This is a genomic window from Rhodococcus pseudokoreensis (assembly GCF_017068395.1).
GTDB lineage: Bacteria > Actinomycetota > Actinomycetes > Mycobacteriales > Mycobacteriaceae > Rhodococcus_F > Rhodococcus_F pseudokoreensis.
This window is the reverse complement of the sequence record NZ_CP070619.1, coordinates 6208126-6223134: the sequence shown is the minus strand read 5'-3', so window position 1 is coordinate 6223134 and position 15009 is coordinate 6208126. Positions and strand designations below refer to the sequence as shown.

Genomic DNA, 15009 nt, shown 5'->3' with positions numbered 1-15009 from the left:
GAAGGCGTATTTGTCCGATTTATATTCACTAATGAACACAAGTATCGCGTCGAGCGCAGGACTCAGCCCCTGACCTGGAGCGGGAATTCAGCGGCGAACGGTCAGGCGGGAAGCGCGGATCGGAGACCCAGCGCGACGGCGCCGAGCACCTGAGCGCGGGGGCCGAGTTCGGCGACGCGGATGTCCAGGGAGCGGACCGCACTGGGCACCGCATAACGGCCGACGACCTCACGCATCGGCCCGAGGAGCAGTTCGCCGGCCAGCGCGAGTTCGCCGCCGATGACGAGACGTTCGGGATTGACGAGGTTGCACAGGCTCGCTGCCGCGACACCCACGTGCCGGCCGGTGTCGGCGAGTACCCGGATGCAGGCGGCGTCGCCGCCCTCGGCCATCGCGACGATGTCGGCGATGCTCAGATCGGGACCGCGACTCGGGGCGAGCAGCCCGATCACGACGTGCGAGGCGACGAGGGTCTCGAGGCAGCCGCGGTTGCCGCAGCGGCACACCTGCCCGAACTCGTCGAGGGTCAGGTGGCCGATTTCGCCTGCGGTGCCGCCTCTTCCGCGGTACAGCCGGCCGTCGAGGACGAGGCCGGCACCCACACCGTCGGACAATTTGATGTAGGCGAGATCGGTGGTGCCGCGGCCCGCTCCCCACATGTGTTCGGCGAGCACACCGAGGTTCGCGTCGTTGTCGACGTGCACGGCGGTGCCGAGATACTCCGACGCGATGGCGGCCGCGTCGACACCCACCCAGCCGGGGAGGATGGACGGTCCGCCGACCTCGCCCGTGTCCGTCTCGAGCGGCGCGGGCAGACCCATGCCGACCGCGAGGACTGAGGTGCGGTCGCAGCCGAGTCGATCGAGGGCCGCGTCGAGAAGGGCGCCCGCCTGCACCACGCCGTCCTCCGCGCGGTGACCCGCACCGAGTTCGACGCGCTCCTCGGCGAGCACCTCGTGTGCCATGTCGGCGACGGCGACGGTGAGATGGCGGTGCCCGAAGTCGATCCCGACCGCGAGGCCCATCCGGCGGGTCAGCCGGACCGCCCGGCCGCGCTGACCGGGATGGTCGCCGCCGGGCACGGCGACCATCCCGGCCGCGGTCAATTCCTTGACCATGTTGGAGACGGTGGCGGGGGCCAATCCGGTGCGACGCGCGATCTCCGCCTGGGTGAGCTCACCCGACGTCTGGAGCGCGCGGACCACACGGTGCTGGTTGGCGGATTTCAGCGAGGACTGAGAACCCGGCCGCTGGGAATCACCGTTGTCACTGTCGCGCACGATTCACCGTACCGCGCCGCTTCACGCGCTACCGGGCGAGTGCCGCCGCCTCACGTGCGAGTCCGCTGATGCGGTCCCAGTCCTGCTGCTTCACGGCGTCGGCGGGCGTGAGCCAGGATCCGCCGACGCAGCCGACGTTGGGCAGCGACAGGTAGTCGCCGACGTTCGACGTGGAGATACCGCCGGTGGGACAGAACCGGGCCGCCGGAACGGGTGAGTGGATCGAGCCGAGGAACTTCGCGCCGCCCGACGCCTCGGCGGGGAAGAACTTGAGTTCGCGGTAGCCGTGCTCGAGCAGGAACAGCACCTCGGAGACGGTCGCCGCGCCCGGGAGGTGCGGCAGTCCGGTGTCCGTCATCGCCTTCAGCAGGGTTTCGGTGCTGCCCGGCGAGACCAGGAACTGCGCTCCCGCGTCGGCCGCCTGCGCCGCCTGCACCGGTTCCACGATCGTGCCCGCGCCGACGCAGATCTCCGGCACCTCGGTCGCGATCGCCTTGATGGCGTCGAGGGCGCACGGAGTCCGCAGGGTCAGTTCGATCATCGGGATGCCGCCGGCCACCAGCGCGCGGGCCACCGGCACCGCGTCGCCGAGGTCGTCGACGACGACGACGGGGATGACCGGGACGCGGTCGAGGAGGGAGGGGCTGTTCGTCACTGAATACTCCTTAGACGGGTTGGGGGTGGAAAACGCTGGCGCCCTGGGTCGCCGGTCCGACAGCGGCACGCAGGCCGGCGAAGAGTTCGCGGCCCGTGCCGACCCATTCGTCGGCGCCCGGCGCACGACCGGTCGCTGGGCGGGCGGCCAGTTCTTCGTCGCTCAGGTGCACGTTCACGGATCCGGTCACGGCATCGACGGTGAGGACGTCGCCGTCACGCACCCGCGCGAGCGGTCCGTCGGCCGCCGCCTCGGGGGTGAGGTGGATGGCCGCGGGCACCTTCCCGGACGCGCCGGACATCCGGCCGTCGGTGACCAGTGCGACCTTGCGGCCCTGGTCCTGCAGCACACCGAGTACCGGTGTGAGCTTGTGCAATTCGGGCATGCCGTTGGCGCGCGGCCCCTGGTACCGGAGCACGGCCACGAAATCGCCGGTCAGCGTGCCCGCCTCGAACGCGGCGAGGAAGTCGAGCTGATCGTCGAACACCCGGGCCGGGGCCGTCACCACACGGTGGTCCGGGTGGACCGCCGACGTCTTCATCACGCACGAACCCAGGTTTCCGGTCAGCATCTTCAGACCGCCGTTGACGTCGAACGGATCTTCCGGTCCGCGCAACACGCTGGTGTCCAGGCTGATTCGGGTGCCCGGCTGCCATTCGACGCCCTCGCCGGACAGCTTCGGCTCCTCGGTGTACCGGCGGAGCCCGGCGCCGACGACGGTCTTCACGTCCTCGTGCAACAGTCCCGCGTCCAGCATCGACGACACGACGTAGCCGAGGCCGCCCGCCGCGTGGAAGTGGTTTACGTCCGCCGAGCCGTTGGGGTAGATCCGGGCGAGCAGCGGCACCACCGCGGACAGTTCCGACAGGTCGTCCCATGTGAGGGTGATGCCTGCGGCGCGGGCGATCGCCACGAGGTGCATCGTGTGGTTGGTCGAACCGCCGGTCGCGAGCAGTGCGACGCAACCGTTGACCACGGCCTTCTCGTCCACGACCTCACCGACCGGTGTGTAGTCGTCGCCGAGCGAGGTGAGACCGGTGACGCGCTTTCCCGCCTCCCAGGTGAGGGCTTCCCGCAGCGGGGTGCCCGGGTTCACGAAGCTCGATCCGGGCAGGTGCAGGCCCATGACCTCCATGAGCAGCTGGTTGGAGTTGGCCGTGCCGAAGAACGTGCAGGTGCCGACACCGTGGTAGGACGCGGCCTCGGCGTCGAGCAGTTGCTCGCGGTCGGCCTTGCCCTCCGCGTACAGCTGGCGGACGCGGGACTTCTCGTTGTTGGGCAGACCGGACGTCATCGGCCCGGCGGGCACGAAGATCGTCGGCAGGTGACCGAATCCGAGTGCGCCGATCAGCATTCCGGGCACGATCTTGTCGCACACACCGAGCATGAGGGCGCCGTCGAACATGTCGTGGGACAGGCCGATCGCCGTCGCCATCGCGATGACGTCGCGGCTGAACAGCGACAACTGCATTCCGTCGCGGCCCTGGGTGATGCCGTCACACATGGCGGGGACGCCGCCGGCGAACTGGGCGATGCCGCCTGCCTCCATGACCGCGGCCTTCAGCTGCCGGGGGAAGTGCTCGAACGGCTGGTGCGCCGACAGCATGTCGTTGTACGACGAGACGATCGCGATGTTGGGCTTGACGAAGGCGCGCAGCGCCTTCTTGTCGGCCGGGCCGGACGCCGCGAAGCCGTGCGCCAGGTTCGCGCAGGCCAGCTTGCCGCGTGCCGGACCGCGGTCGGCGGCCTGCCGGATGCGGTCGAGGTAGACCGTGCGCTCGGGCCTGCTGCGCTCGATGATGCGTTCGGTGACGGCGGCGAGGACGGGGTGTACGTCGGCGGTGGGTGTGGGCGCGTCGGTCATGCGGTAACTCCTTCGTGCCAGGCGCGGCCGTCGCGCTCGATCAGGGTGGTCGCGTCGGTGGGTCCGTTGGTGCCGGCCGGGTACCGCCGCGGTGCGCGCTCGGACTTCTGCCACCCGACGAGGATCTGCTCGACCCACTCCCAGGCGGCCTCCACCTCGTCGCGGCGCATGAACAGGGTCGGGTTGCCCCGGACCACGTCCATCAGCAGCCGCTCGTAGGCGTCGGGCGACGGACGCTTGAACGTTTCGATGTAGTTGAGGTCCAGCGACACCGGCTTGAGGCGGATACCGCCGGGGCCGGGTTCCTTCGCCGTCATGTGCAGCCGCATGCCCTCGTGGGGCTGCAACTGGATGACCAGGCGGTTGGGTTCGCTGTGACCCTCGCTGCCCGGGAACATGGGGTGCGGGACGGGCTTGAACTGCACGACGATCTCCGAGCAGCGCCGGTCCATGCGCTTGCCGGTGCGCAGGTAGAACGGCACGCCGGCCCACCGCCAGTTCTGGATCTCGGCCTTGACGGCGATGAACGTCTCGGTGGTGCTGTCCGGGTTCTCGACGTCGTCCTGGTATCCGGGGACGGCCTTGCCGTCGGCGAGCCCGGGGCCGTACTGGCCTGCGACCGTGCAGCGTTCGACGTCCTGCGGGCTCATCGGCTTGAGGGCCTGGAGCACCTTCAGCTTCTCGTCGCGCACGGTCTCGCGGTCGACGTAGGTGGGCGGCTCCATCGCGACGAGGCAGAGCATCTGCAGCAGGTGGTTCTGCAGCATGTCGCGCAGCGCGCCCGCCGACTCGTAGTAGCCGCCGCGGCTGCCCACTCCGAGCGACTCGGCAACGTTGATCTGCACGTGGTCGATCGACGAGGAGTTCCACAGCGGTTCGAGGAACGTGTTGGCGAATCGAGTGACCAGCAGGTTCTGGACGCTCTCCTTGCCGAGGTAGTGGTCGATGCGGAAGATCTGCGATTCCTCGAACACTGCGCCGACCGCGTCGTTGACGGCGCGGGCCGAGGCGAGGTCGTGGCCGATGGGCTTCTCCAGCACGACGCGGGACTGCGCGTCGGCGAGACCGTTCAGGGCGAGGTTCTCGCAGATCGGCCCGAACAGGCCGGGGGCGCACGCCAGGTAGAAGACCCGGATGGCACCTTCCCGGTCGACGAGACAGTCCTGCAGGCCCGCCCAGTCCGCCGAGTCCGCGACGTCGACGGTGACGTATTCGAGGCGATTGAGAAATCGCTCACAGGTGTCCGAATCCAGCTGATCGCCGGAGACGAACCGCGCGAGTTCTCCTCGCACCTTGTCGCGGTAGCCGTCGGTGTCGAGACCGGCTCGCGAGGCACCGATCACGCGGGTTTCGGCGGGCAGCTGACCGTCCCTGTCGCGCAGGTAGAGCGCGGGAAGCAGCTTACGAACCGCCAGGTCGCCGGTGCCGCCGAACACGACGAAATCGCACGGTTCCACGGTGGTCGCTGGTGACATGTCATCTCCCTCTGAAAGCCGGATGTGTGGGCCATCACAGACGAGAGTAGGCGACCTTTGGCTTTTGATCAATACAGACTTAAGTATTTTCACGAACAAAGATCTGAACCTTACGTTGTCAGACGCGTGTCCGGTTGGTTGAATGGCCTGCATGCGGACGCCTCGCTCGACGACCTCCCCGGCGACGGGTGGCGACGTTTTCGCCCTCATTCGTGCAGGGCTAGCCACCACGCGCACCGAGATCGGCAACCTCACCGGGCTGTCCCGCACGGCCGTCGCGGCCCGGGTGTCGTCACTGCAGGCGTCGGGACTCGTCGTCGAACGAGAAGAAGGCGTCTCGACCGGCGGACGCCCGCCGGTGAAACTCTCGTTTCACGTGCAGGCCGGTGTGGTGCTGTCGGCCGCCATCGGCCGCAGCCGCACCCAGCTGGCCATCTGCGACCTCGCAGGCGACGTCCTCGTCGCCGAGGACGTGGAGCAGGAGATCGGCACGAGTCCGGCCGAGCTGATGCCCGTCATCGCGAGGCGCCTCCTCGCGCTGCGCGAGGGCCTGGGCGAGACCGCGGGGCGGACGGTCGGGATCGGGATCAGCCTCCCCGGCACCGTCGACACCGAACGGGGGTGCAGCCTGAACTCCCCCATGATGTCGGGCTGGGACGGCGTCCCGCTGCAGCCGTTCCTCGCCGACGTCACCGACGCGCCCGTCTTCGTCGACAACGACGCCAACGTCATGGTCCTGGCCGAGCGGCGCGGGGAACGCCGCGACTTCGCCGACATGCTGCTCATCAAGGCATCGACCGGGCTCGGCGCCGGACTCGTGTCCGGCGGCGTGCTGCAGCGGGGCGCCCTGGGCGCGGCAGGCGAGATCGGACACACGAAAACCGCAGCGGCACAAGGAGTGGTGTGCCGCTGCGGTGATGTGGGATGTATCGAGGCCGTCGCCGGCGGGTGGGCACTGGTCCGCAACCTGCAGGAGCAGGGACGCGAAGTCACCCACATCCGCGACGTGATCACCCTCGCGCTCGCCGGCGACGCCGAGGCCCGGCGGATGATCCGCGAGAGCGGGCGTCAGATCGGCGAGGTCCTGTCGGGGGCGATCAACCTCCTCAACCCGGAGGTCGTGATCGTCGGCGGCGACATGGCGCAGGCGTACGACACGTTCGTCGCCGGGCTACGCGAAACCCTGTACGGCAACGCGATCGCCGTCGCCACCCAGCAGCTTCAGATCCTCCCCTGGACGCACGGGGAGCTGTCGGGTGTCGTCGGCAGCGCCACCATGGCGCTCGACCACGTGCTCAGCGTGCGGGCCGTCGACCGGCTGCTCGCGCAGCAGAAATAGGCGGCTCCGCCGCCCGTGCGTGGTTAACGAGTCCAGAGACTCGCTAGGCACGCACGGGCCGGAGGCCTACTTGATGTCGGAACCGTGCCGGGTGAGCGGCATGATCTCGATCTTCATGTACGGGAACAGGGGAAGGTTCCACAGGATCTCGTGCAGTTCGTCGGCCGACTCGACGTCGAAGATGCTGATGTTGCTGTACTGACCGACGATCCGCCAGATCTCGGGCCACTTGCCGGAGCGCTGGAGCTCCTGCGAGTAGGCCTTCTCCTTGGCAATGGTCTCGTCCCGGACCTTCGGGTCGAGGTCGCGGGGAATGGCGACGTCCATGCGGACGTGAAAGAGTGCCATCGGGGTGGTGTCCTCCTCAGTTCCTGGTCCAGGTCTTGACTGCGTCCATGTTGAGCTCGACTCCGAGTCCGGGGCCTTCGGGCAGGGACACCTGGCCGTCGGCGTAGCGGATCGGTTCCTGCAGCAGTTCCTCGCTGAACAGCAGGGGCCCGAACAGTTCGGTGCCGAAGTTGATGCCGGGCTCGGCGCAGGCGAACTGGATGGACGCCGCGGTCCCGATCGGGCCTTCGATGGACGTGGCTCCGTGGCAGGCGATTCCGGCGGCCTTGGCGATGGCGACCACTTCGCGGCTCTTGGCGAGGCCACCGCACTTGGTGGTCTTGAGCGCGATGACGTCGGCGGCGCCGCGGCGGGCGACCTCGAGCGCGTCGTGCGGAGTCTGGACGCTCTCGTCGGCCATCACCGGGACGGGGACGAGGCGGTTCAGTTCGGCGAGGACCTCGAGTTGCTCACCGGGCGTGGGCTGCTCGATCAGTTCGACGCCGCCCTCGACGAGCCGGGGCACGTACTTCAGCGCGGTCAGCCGGTCCCATCGGGCGTTGACGTCGATCCGGACGCCGGCCTTGCCCTCGAGCGCCTGCGCGATCCGGATCACCCGCGCGGTGTCGACGGCGGGGTCGAGCGCGCCCATCTTCAACTTGAAACTGAAGTGCCGCTTCGACTCGACGAGACCCAGGGCCTCCTCGATGATCTCGTCGGCGGGTGCGGCGCCGAGGGCCCAGGTGACGTCGACGCCCTTTCGGAAGGCGCCGCCGAGCAGCGTGTGCACGGGCACACCCAGGCTGCGCGCCCAGGCGTCGTGCAACGCGACGTCGACGGCGGCCTTCGCGAAACGTGCGCCCGCGACCACCCTTTCGATGTCCGACATGATGCCGGTGATCTCGTCGACACCGCGCCCCAGCAGGACCGGGACGATGTACTTCTCGATGATCGCCTGCATCGTCTCCACCGACTCACCACCCCACCAGGGGCCGCCGGGGACGACGCCCTCGCCGTGGCCGGTCACGCCGCCCGCGGTCCTGACCGCGACGAGTAGGAGCGGTTGCGCGGTCATCGACGTGGTCGCGAACTTGTGGGGACGCACCAGCGGCACATCGAGGATCGTCGTTTCGACGGAGACGATCGACAGGTCGGTCATCGGATCACTTTCTGTACGGGTGGAACGGGTCACGCGGGGTCGAGCACGAAGTTGTAGGTGACGTAGTTCTTGCCGTCGTCGCCGGTCTTCGGGTCGAGGATCAGTTCCGGCTTGGTGGCCGACGCGACGTCGCTGTCGATCCACTCGCCGCCCTTGAAGTACAGCTGCGTGGTGACCGACTCCTTGCCGGGCGCCGACACGATGAGGTGCAGGTGCGCGGGACGCCACGGGTGGCCGTTCTGCGCCTCGATGAACTGGCCGGTCGGGCCGTCGGTCGGAATCTGGTACGGCGCCGGCTGGATCGTGGTGATCTCGTAGCGACCCTCGTCGTCGACGATGATCGTGCCGCGCAGGTTCCACTCGGGCAGGTGCGGTGCGAACTGCGAGTAGTAGCCGTCGTTGTCGGCGTGCCACAGTTCGACCTTCGCCCCGGCGAGGCCGTTGCCGTCGAGGTCGGTGACCTGGCCGGCGAAGACGAGCGGGGTGATCTTCTCGTCCTCGGCACGCATCGGCAGGGTGCACTTGGACGGCAGTTCCGGCGAGTTCTCGATGTAGTACGGGCCCTCGATGCTGCCCTTGGTGCCCTTGCGGGAGCGGGCGAGGACCTCTTCGACGGAGTGCTCGATGAACACGTCGAGGAACAACGGCCATTCGCCGCCCTCGCCGACGTCGATGAGCCACTGCTTGAACACGCGGTACTCGGGATAGGTGACACCGTGCTTCAGGATCACGTCGTTGAGCGCGCCGAGGGCGTCCTTGGCGATCGCCGCGAGTCGCTCGGGCGAGGTGTCGGCGGTGACGCGCTCGGACTTGAACTTGTCGGTGGCGGCGGAACCGGAACCGGCTGCGGTGGGGCTCTCGGTGGTGGTCATCGTTTCTCCTCGGGCTGAAGGAATTCGGACAGGGCGGTTATCGAGTTCTGGGCGACGCGGTGGGTGTTCACACGCCGGGGGTCTTGCATCTGTACGCTATGCGTACTAACATCACGCTGTGCGTACACCACTACTGTGCGCGCAGTCACATTGAAATGTCAACCCCGAGTCCGAAGAAGCACACGAATCGCTGGTGGAGGCCGCAATGACCGAGAGCGATCGCGATTACATCCAAAGCATCGAGCGCGGTTTCGCAGTGCTCCTGGCGTTCGACGCCCAGCGCCCGAACCCGACGCTCGCCGAACTCGCGACGGAAGCGGGACTGTCGCGCCCCGCCGTCCGCCGGATCCTGCTCACCCTGCAGAAGCTGGGGTACGTCGCGGGGGCGGGAGGCCGGTGGTCGCTCACCCCTCGCGTGCTCAGCATCGGACAGCACTACTCGGAGTCGCACGCGCTGATCGAGGCGGCGATGCCCCGACTGCTCGAAGTGGCCGAGAAGACTCAGGAGTCCGCGTCGCTCGGCGTGCTCGACGGCGCCGACGTGGTCTACGCGGCGCGCGTCCCCGTCCGGCGAATCATGAGCATCAACGTCTCCGTGGGCACCCGCGTCCCCGCGTACGCCACGTCCATGGGCCGCGCCCTCCTCGCCTGGGCCCCCGCCGACGTCGTCGAGCGGGTGATCGCCGAGTCGACGTTCCAGAAGCTGGGGCCGGAGACCATCGGCTCCGCGGCCGAACTCGACCGCGAACTCGCCAAGGTCCGGGAGCAGGGCTTCGCGCTCACGGCCGAGGAACTGGAGAAGGGGCTGATCTCGCTCGCCGCACCCGTCCGCGACGCCGGCGGCACGGTGGTCGGCGTGGTCGCATGCTCCACGTCGTCGGCACGCAACACTCCGGCGCAGTTCCGGGAACAGGCCGTTCCGTGCGTCCTCGCCGCCGCGGCCGCCCTGAGTGCAGACATGGGCTACACCGGCTGAGGGCCGCACGCCGGTCGGATCGGGTCGAGCACGAAGTCGCAGGAGACCGCACCGCCGGCATCGACGTCGACGAATGTCTCGACGGCGGACTCCCCCACCACTCGCGCACCGCCCACACTGGGAACGACGCGCGTCTCGAGCGGCCGGTAGCCGCGCGCGTGCACGATCACGTTGAGGTGACCCACGTCGGCATCACTTCGGGCACTGGAGAATTCGCACGGCGCGGGCTGCACCGTGGCAATGTCGAAGCGACCGCCCGCACACGTGACGACGATACCGCGCAGGTTGTTGCGCAGGATCTCCACGGAGTACCCGGAATAGCATCCGTCGGCGTCCGCGTGCCAGATCTCGATCTCCGCACCCGACAGCGGTTCGCCGGTGCGGGACCGGACGACGCCCGTCATCCGCAGCGGCGTCCCGGGCTCGCCGGGAAGCGCGGCGAGGTTCGCGGTCCACGGCAGAACCCGCTGGGCGGGGAGGTAGAACTCCCGGTCCACGTAGTCGAGGCGGGCCAGATCCGCCCGGGGTGCGGTCGTCGTCGACGTTGAGGTCATCACCTGATCCGATCACTCGTGCACGCTGTGCGTACACAGGGAACGCTGTGCGGTACTGGTCGAGTGTGCCCGCAGTCACAGGCGTTCGTCAACCGCGGTCCGTTCACATCGCGAACGGGTCGGTCCGGGGCAACTGTGGGATAATTTCCCCGCCACCGGCGGACAACGACGTTTCGCCGTCGCCCGGTGCGCGCCCTCGCGCCGGCCACGTCGAACACCCGAGGAACACATCGATGAGCACCCCTCCCCGCAGCATCACCCTCCGCTTCCTCGCCGCACCCACCGAGGTCGCGACACTCGGAGGTGCAGTCCAGGGCGGCCGCATCCTCGAATGGATCGACAAGGCCGCGTATGCCTGCGCGGTCGGCTGGAGCGGGAGTTACTGCGTCACCGCGTACGTCGGAAACATCAAATTCACCCGGTCCATCGAGTCCGGACACCTCGTGGAGGTCGAAGCGCGGCTCGTCCACACCGGGCGCTCCAGCATGCACATCCAGTGCACGGTCTCGTCCGCCGACCCGCGGACCGGCCAGTTCACCGAGGCCAGCAACTGCCTGATCATCTTCGTGGCCGTCGACGACTCCGGAAAGCCGACGACCGTGCCGCCGTGGAAGCCCGTCACCGCCACCGACCACGCCGAGTCCGAGGAGGCCGTCATGCGCATCGGCCTGCGGGCCGACATCGAAGAGGCGATGAGCAAGCAGACCTACACCGACGCGGGCACCGCACCGGAATCACTGACCCGTTTCCTGGCCGCGCCCACCGACGTCAACTGGGGCGGGAAGACGCACGGCGGGACCGTGATGCGCTGGATCGACGAGGCCGCCTACCTGTGCGGCACGTCGTGGAACGGCACCCCGTGCGTGTCCGTGTACGCCGGCGGTGTCCGGTTCTACCGTCCGATCCAGATCGGGCACGTCGTCGAGGTCGACGCCCGCCTGCTGCACACGGGCGCGCAGACCATGCACATCTCGGTGCACGTGCGATCGGGCGACCCGCGTACCCGGGAAATGAACCTCACCACCCACTGCCTCACCGTCGTCGCCGCTGTCGACGACGACGGCGCGGCAACGGCTGCGCGGCAATGGGTTCCGCAGTCGGACGAGGATCGCAAGCTGGAAGCGCACGCCCGCGAACTCATCGCCCTCCGCGACCGGGCGCGAATCGGCGCCCTGGCGTAACCCGTCCGGGCCGTCAGCCGCGGAGCGCCTCCGAGGGCGCCACACCGTACTTGCGGCGGTACGCCGCCGCGAACCGGCCGGTGTGGGTGAAACCCCAGCGCATCGCGACCTCGGCGACCGTGTGTGCACCGTTCGCGCGCAGCAGGTCGTCGTGGACGCGTTCGAGTCGCACGTCCAGCAGGTAGTCGCGGGGGCTCACCCCGACGTAGTCGCGGAACCCTTCCTGCAACCGGCGGACGCTGACCCCGGCGACCTCGGCCATGTCGGCCGCCGTCCAGGCGCGGGACGGGTCGGCGTGGATCTCGTCGACCACCCGCTTCACGATCCGCGGACGGGCGCATCCCACCCCGGCCCCGTCGTCCGGGACCGCGGCGAGCACGAGCGCGGTGGTGACCGCGCCCGACAACTGCTCCGCGACGAGCGCGTTGTTCAGCACCCCGTCGGACTCCAGCATCTGCTTCAGCAACGACCGCACCAGCGCGAGCCAACTCGCACCGTTCTCCGTGGTCACGTCGATCTGCGGCGGTAGCTGGATGTCGGGCCGGGCGAGGATCCGCGACATCTCCCGGTGCAGGTGGTCCCGGTCGACGCGGACCCCGATGATGGAGCACTCCTCGCTCCAGGTGGTGATGACCGTCGACGTGTCGGGCGGGCAGATCATCCCGGAACCCGGCGCCGAGAGCACCTCGTTCCTGCCGGTCACCGACTCGAGGTGCCCCGACAGCGGGACGTTGACGGCGTACGCGCCGGGGTGGTCGGACCGGATCGACACGTCCGCACCCCAGCCGATGTGCGTGATCTTCACCGGGCCCAGTTCTACGGCCTCCGCGACCGTATTGGTCGCCTTCGACCTGCTCAGCGGTGTGAGGGTGTGCGGGAAGTACACGTCCGACACGACGTGTGACGCCTCGTCCCAGTCCTCGGGGCGGGAAATCTTCGACGTGGCCGACATGGCACCAGTGTGACCGCGCACACTCCGCAATGCAATCGAGGCCCCCGCCTCAACTCTCCGCGCAAAGCGGATCACCTCCGCGCTCAGCGGATCGACGCCCCGTTCCCGCAGTCGTACGTTTCTCCGTACCTCAACAGCGCCCCGGACAGGAAGGGAGGCTCCGAACATGGAGCAGCGCGAACTCCGAAACATTTTCGGGCAGTTTGCCAGCGGAGTCACGGTCATCACGTGCGCCAACTCCGACGGTCTGCCGCACGGAGCGACGGTCACGGCCTTCACCGCCGTCTCGATCGAACCGAGGCTGTGCCAGATCACCCTGACCCGAAAGTCGAAGGCCTGCAATTACTTGAGCAAGTCTCCGTTCGCCGTCAACATCCTCGCCGCGGACCAGGTGGACACCGCGATGCATTTCGCCGGCCGCCCGCAGAACCCCGAACCCGTGTGGGCCGACGGACCGACGGCCCCCGTCATCTGCGGCGCCGCGGCCACGCTGTCCTGCGATCCGTGGGCGGAGTACGACGGCGGCGACCACATCATCTTCATCGGTGAGATCGTGGCCGCCGAATCCAGCGGCAAGGATCCGCTGCTGTTCTACCGGAGCACCTTCCACGATCTCGGTTCGCCGTCCGCGTCGGCCGCGTGGAACGGATCGATGGACGATCCGAACAACGGATGGTTCGACTCCACCGCCACCTTCACCCCATTCCATCTTCAGCCCGCCCACTGATTGCCGAATCCGAAAGGACTTCACTCCATGACCACCACCGAAAGCGCTCCCGAGACCGCGGTCGACCCGACGAAGGTCAACCCCGCCGCGGACTGTGAGGCCAACCGCACCGCCAACTTCGCCACCCGCCCGATGACCGGCGACGAGTACATCGAGTCGCTGCGCGACGACCGCGAGATCTGGCTGCACGGGGAACGGGTGAAGGACGTCACGACGCATCCCGCGTTCCGCAACCCGATCCGGATGACCGCCCGCCTCTACGACTCGATGCACACCGGCGAGCACGTCGACAAGGTCACCACCTCCACCGACACCGGCAACGGCGGCGTGACGATGCCGTTCTTCAAGGCGCCGAAGTCCTCCGACGACCTGCTGAAGGAACGCGACGCCATCGCCACCTGGGCGCGCATGACGTACGGCTGGATGGGCCGCTCCCCCGACTACAAGGCGTCGTTCCTCGGCACCCTGCACGCGAACAAGGAACTGTATTCACCATTCCAGGACAACGCCGAGCGCTGGTACAAGGAATCGCAGGAGAAGGTTCTCTACTGGAACCACGCGATCATCAACCCGCCCGTCGACCGGCAACTGCCGCCGGACGAGGTCGGCGATGTGTTCATGAAGGTGGAGAAGGAAACCGACGCGGGCCTGATCGTGTCCGGCGCGAAGGTCGTGGCCACCGGATCGGCGATCACCAACTACAACTTCATCGCCCACTACGGCCTGCCGATCAAGAAGAAGGAATTCGCCCTCATCTGCACCGTCCCGATGGACGCGCCCGGGGTGAAGCTGATCTGCCGGTCCTCGTTCACGCAGAACGCCGCCGTGATGGGCACCCCGTTCGACTACCCCCTGTCGTCGCGGATGGACGAGAACGACACCATCTTCATCTTCGACAAGGTGCTCGTGCCGTGGGAGAACGTCTTCATGTACGGCGACGTGGACAAGATCAACGGGTTCTTCCCGCAGTCGGGGTTCCTGCCCCGCTTCACGTTCCAGGGCTGCACGCGTCTCGCGGTCAAGCTCGACTTCATCGCAGGCATGCTGATGAAGGCGCTCGACGCCACCGGAGCCGGCGGGTTCCGGGGTGTGCAGACCCGCGTCGGTGAAGTGATCGGCTGGCGAAACCTGTTCTGGTCACTCACCGAATCCATGGCCCGCAACCCCGAGCCGTGGATCGGCGACACCGTCATCCCCAAGCTCGAATACGGCCTCACGTACCGCATGTTCATGATCCAGGGCTACCCGCGGATCAAGGAGATCATCGAGCAGGACGTCGCGTCCGGCCTGATCTACCTGCCGTCGAGCGCCCGCGACTTCAAGTCGCCCGACGTCCGCCCGTACCTCGACAAGTACGTCCGCGGCTCGGACGGCATGACCGCCGTCGAACGCGTGAAGATCATGAAGGCCCTGTGGGATTCGATCGGCAGCGAGTTCGGTGGCCGCCACGAACTGTACGAGCGGAACTACTCCGGCAACCACGAGAACGTCAAGGCCGAACTGCTGTTCGCCGCCGAGAACCGTGGCGACGTCGCCTCCATGAAGGGCCTCGCCGAGCAGTGCCTCGCCGAGTACGACCTCGACGGCTGGACAGTACCCGACCTCATCGGAAACGACGACGTCTCGTACTTCGGTAACAAGTAGCCAC

At 68.1% G+C, this 15009-nt stretch carries 14 protein-coding genes; 5 read left to right on the top strand and 9 right to left on the bottom strand.

Annotated features, from left to right (window positions below; translation table 11 throughout):
* Positions 1-101 precede the first annotated feature (101 nt).
* Genes JWS13_RS33515 through zwf form a run of 4 tightly spaced genes read right to left on the bottom strand, consistent with a single transcriptional unit; the run spans position 102 to position 5274 of the window.
* Positions 102-1280: an ROK family transcriptional regulator gene (locus tag JWS13_RS33515; protein ID WP_206009763.1), complete on the bottom strand. Its 1179-nt coding sequence runs from the start codon at positions 1278-1280 to the stop codon at positions 102-104.
* 28 nt (positions 1281-1308) lie between these two features.
* Entirely contained in the window at positions 1309-1935 is a 627-nt protein-coding gene (gene eda, locus JWS13_RS33510) for a bifunctional 4-hydroxy-2-oxoglutarate aldolase/2-dehydro-3-deoxy-phosphogluconate aldolase (protein ID WP_206009762.1), read from the bottom strand.
* A 10-nt stretch (positions 1936-1945) separates the two neighbouring features.
* Positions 1946-3799: a phosphogluconate dehydratase gene (gene edd / locus JWS13_RS33505; protein ID WP_206009761.1), complete on the bottom strand. Its 1854-nt coding sequence runs from the start codon at positions 3797-3799 to the stop codon at positions 1946-1948.
* Positions 3796-5274 carry a glucose-6-phosphate dehydrogenase gene (gene zwf, locus JWS13_RS33500; protein ID WP_206009760.1) on the bottom strand — a complete coding sequence of 493 codons (1479 nt, stop codon included), beginning with the start codon at positions 5272-5274 and terminating at the stop codon, positions 3796-3798. The genes edd and zwf overlap by 4 nt, the downstream gene beginning before the upstream one ends.
* A 151-nt stretch (positions 5275-5425) precedes the next feature.
* On the opposite strand from zwf, the gene JWS13_RS33495 reads away from it, so the two are divergent.
* Positions 5426-6613, top strand: coding sequence for an ROK family protein (locus JWS13_RS33495; protein WP_206009759.1), 1188 nt, complete (start codon positions 5426-5428; stop codon positions 6611-6613).
* Positions 6614-6679: 66 nt separating this feature from the next.
* On the opposite strand, the gene catC is transcribed toward JWS13_RS33495, so the two are convergent.
* From catC to catA, 3 genes are read right to left on the bottom strand one after another with little or no spacing between them, the layout of a single operon-like run.
* Complete coding sequence (gene catC / locus JWS13_RS33490; protein WP_160100460.1) at positions 6680-6961, bottom strand: muconolactone Delta-isomerase; 282 nt, start codon at positions 6959-6961, stop codon at positions 6680-6682.
* 16 nt (positions 6962-6977) lie between these two features.
* Positions 6978-8099 (bottom strand): muconate/chloromuconate family cycloisomerase, encoded by a 1122-nt coding sequence (locus tag JWS13_RS33485; protein WP_206009758.1) that lies wholly within the window; start codon positions 8097-8099, stop codon positions 6978-6980.
* Between the two features lie 29 nt (positions 8100-8128).
* Positions 8129-8971, bottom strand: a complete 843-nt coding sequence (gene catA, locus JWS13_RS33480; protein ID WP_206009757.1) for a catechol 1,2-dioxygenase — start codon at positions 8969-8971, stop codon at positions 8129-8131.
* 205 nt (positions 8972-9176) lie between these two features.
* Here catA and JWS13_RS33475 point away from each other — a divergent pair, with 205 nt between their 5' ends.
* Positions 9177-9947, top strand: a complete 771-nt coding sequence (locus JWS13_RS33475) for an IclR family transcriptional regulator domain-containing protein (RefSeq protein WP_206009756.1) — start codon at positions 9177-9179, stop codon at positions 9945-9947.
* Here JWS13_RS33475 and JWS13_RS33470 read toward each other — a convergent pair.
* On the bottom strand, positions 9935-10501 hold the full coding sequence (locus JWS13_RS33470; protein ID WP_206009755.1) for a dioxygenase family protein: 567 nt from the start codon (positions 10499-10501) through the stop codon (positions 9935-9937). The two genes, JWS13_RS33475 and JWS13_RS33470, sit on opposite strands and share 13 nt — an antisense overlap.
* 233 nt (positions 10502-10734) lie before the next feature.
* Between JWS13_RS33470 and JWS13_RS33465 the strand changes: the two genes are divergently transcribed.
* A complete protein-coding gene (locus JWS13_RS33465; protein WP_206009754.1) occupies positions 10735-11682 on the top strand; it encodes an acyl-CoA thioesterase in 948 nt (315 codons plus the stop codon).
* A 13-nt stretch (positions 11683-11695) separates the two neighbouring features.
* Here the strand turns inward: JWS13_RS33465 and JWS13_RS33460 are convergent, their stop codons facing one another.
* Positions 11696-12634 carry an AraC family transcriptional regulator gene (locus tag JWS13_RS33460; RefSeq protein WP_206009753.1) on the bottom strand — a complete coding sequence of 313 codons (939 nt, stop codon included), beginning with the start codon at positions 12632-12634 and terminating at the stop codon, positions 11696-11698.
* Positions 12635-12800: 166 nt separating this feature from the next.
* Between JWS13_RS33460 and JWS13_RS33455 the strand changes: the two genes are divergently transcribed.
* The gene (locus JWS13_RS33455) at positions 12801-13361 is read left to right on the top strand and encodes a flavin reductase family protein (protein WP_206009751.1); all 561 of its coding nucleotides are present in this window, start codon (positions 12801-12803) and stop codon (positions 13359-13361) included.
* 27 nt (positions 13362-13388) lie between these two features.
* Entirely contained in the window at positions 13389-15005 is a 1617-nt protein-coding gene (locus JWS13_RS33450; protein ID WP_206009749.1) for a 4-hydroxyphenylacetate 3-hydroxylase family protein, read from the top strand.
* The last annotated feature ends 4 nt before the right edge of the window (positions 15006-15009 follow it).

Excerpts from the sequence above, each read along its gene's own strand:
- zwf (WP_206009760.1), bottom strand. The coding sequence starts at position 5,274 with ATGTCACCAGCGACCACCGTGGAACCGTGCGATTTCGTCGTGTTCGGC.
- JWS13_RS33470 (WP_206009755.1), bottom strand. The coding sequence starts at position 10,501 with ATGACCTCAACGTCGACGACGACCGCACCCCGGGCGGATCTGGCCCGC.
- JWS13_RS33475 (WP_206009756.1), top strand. The coding sequence starts at position 9,177 with ATGACCGAGAGCGATCGCGATTACATCCAAAGCATCGAGCGCGGTTTC.
- JWS13_RS33455 (WP_206009751.1), top strand. The coding sequence starts at position 12,801 with ATGGAGCAGCGCGAACTCCGAAACATTTTCGGGCAGTTTGCCAGCGGA.
- JWS13_RS33485 (WP_206009758.1), bottom strand. The coding sequence starts at position 8,099 with ATGACCGACCTGTCGATCGTCTCCGTCGAAACGACGATCCTCGATGTG.
- JWS13_RS33465 (WP_206009754.1), top strand. The coding sequence starts at position 10,735 with ATGAGCACCCCTCCCCGCAGCATCACCCTCCGCTTCCTCGCCGCACCC.
- JWS13_RS33495 (WP_206009759.1), top strand. The coding sequence starts at position 5,426 with ATGCGGACGCCTCGCTCGACGACCTCCCCGGCGACGGGTGGCGACGTT.
- catA (WP_206009757.1), bottom strand. The coding sequence starts at position 8,971 with ATGACCACCACCGAGAGCCCCACCGCAGCCGGTTCCGGTTCCGCCGCC.
- JWS13_RS33460 (WP_206009753.1), bottom strand. The coding sequence starts at position 12,634 with ATGTCGGCCACGTCGAAGATTTCCCGCCCCGAGGACTGGGACGAGGCG.
- JWS13_RS33450 (WP_206009749.1), top strand. The coding sequence starts at position 13,389 with ATGACCACCACCGAAAGCGCTCCCGAGACCGCGGTCGACCCGACGAAG.
- catC (WP_160100460.1), bottom strand. The coding sequence starts at position 6,961 with ATGGCACTCTTTCACGTCCGCATGGACGTCGCCATTCCCCGCGACCTC.
- edd (WP_206009761.1), bottom strand. The coding sequence starts at position 3,799 with ATGACCGACGCGCCCACACCCACCGCCGACGTACACCCCGTCCTCGCC.